General features: G+C 68.5%; 4 protein-coding genes. 3 read left to right on the top strand and 1 reads right to left on the bottom strand.

The features are described 5' to 3' along the window. A partial coding sequence (locus tag JCM19049_RS14725) for a hypothetical protein (RefSeq protein WP_279403308.1) occupies positions 1–214 on the bottom strand: 214 nt, incomplete at its 3' end. On the opposite strand from JCM19049_RS14725, the gene JCM19049_RS14720 reads away from it, so the two are divergent. The 3 genes from JCM19049_RS14720 to JCM19049_RS14710 form a co-directional block, all read left to right on the top strand. Beyond that, the gene (locus tag JCM19049_RS14720; RefSeq protein WP_306420823.1) at positions 117–470 is read left to right on the top strand and encodes a type II secretion system F family protein; all 354 of its coding nucleotides are present in this window, start codon (positions 117–119) and stop codon (positions 468–470) included. The two genes, JCM19049_RS14725 and JCM19049_RS14720, sit on opposite strands and share 98 nt — an antisense overlap. A gap of 162 nt (positions 471–632) precedes the next feature. Then, positions 633–827 carry a hypothetical protein gene (locus tag JCM19049_RS14715; protein ID WP_054821943.1) on the top strand — a complete coding sequence of 65 codons (195 nt, stop codon included), beginning with the start codon at positions 633–635 and terminating at the stop codon, positions 825–827. 13 nt (positions 828–840) lie between these two features. Beyond that, positions 841–1,190: pilus assembly protein (locus JCM19049_RS14710; protein ID WP_279403307.1), on the top strand; the 350-nt coding region annotated here is incomplete at its 3' end.

The raw sequence follows: 1,190 nt of genomic DNA, 5'->3' as shown, positions 1-1,190 counted from the left end.
GCTGGGCGAACAGGTGCAGCAACGCTCGCGCAAGATCCTGACCCAATTCCCCACGGTCGCCGACATCCTGGCGCTGACCGTCGCGCCGGGGAATCGACCACCGGGCGCTGGAGCGGATCTCGCGGATCTGCCGCGGCGCCATCGGCGAGGAATTCACCACCACCATCCACGACATCCGCTCCGGCACGCCGATGACCCAGGCCATGGAGAACATGTCCGACCGCATCCAGATCGGGGCGATGACCCGGTTCGTCGACGCCATCGTGGTGGCCACCGAACGCGGCACGCCCCTGGCCCAGGTGCTGCGCGACCAGGCCCAGGACGTGCGCGACGCCTCGAAGCGGGAACTGATGGAACTGGCCGGAAAACGGGAGGTGGCCATGCTGGCGCCGATCGTCTTCGGCGTGCTGCCGCTGACCGTGATCTTCGCGGTCTTCCCCGGACTATCGCTATTGGAGATGAGCTATTGAACCGACGCTGCCACCTCCGCCCACGTCATCGGCCCGCCGGGCCCACCCGCCCGCCGCGCTGCCGACGACTCCCCGCACCACCTGCCAACCCACAGACCCGCTCCGACGGTAAGGAACACGAAAATGAAAACCCTCGAACACCACCTGAACACCCTGGTGCTGATGACACTTGACCTGCTGCACCGGCTGGGCGAACGCCTCGGCCCGAAGCTGCGTGAGGAACGCGGCGACGTGCCCGGTTGGGTGATGATCACCCTCATGTCCGCGTTGCTGGTCGCGGCCCTGCTCGCCGTGGCCGGGCCGCGGCTGCAGGAACTGTTCAACCAGGCCATCGACCGGGTCTCCGGGATGGGGTAGGCGCGGCAGCCTCATGTCCACCCACCACAATCCGGCCCGGACCCGCCCAGCGAGTTCGGCCACCTCCCAGCGCGGCTCGGCGGTGGCCGAATTCGTTATGGTCGCGACCCTGCTGATCGTGGTGGGGCTGAGCATCGTGCAGCTGGCCCTGGCGCTGCACGTGCGCAACACCCTGATCGACGCGGCCACCAACGGGGCCCGCTACGGGGCGCTGGCCAACCGCAGCGTCGAGGACGGGCGCCAGCGCACGGCGATGCTCATCAGCCAGAGCCTGAACCCGGTTTCGCCCAGGACATCAGCGCCTCCACCAGCATGGTCGGGGACACGAGCTGGTGGAGATCACGGTGCGCACCGGGTGCCGCT

It is taken from the genome of Arthrobacter sp. JCM 19049 (assembly GCF_001310435.1).
The sequence above is the reverse complement of the archived record's forward strand: the minus strand, read 5'-3'. Positions and strand labels throughout refer to the sequence as shown.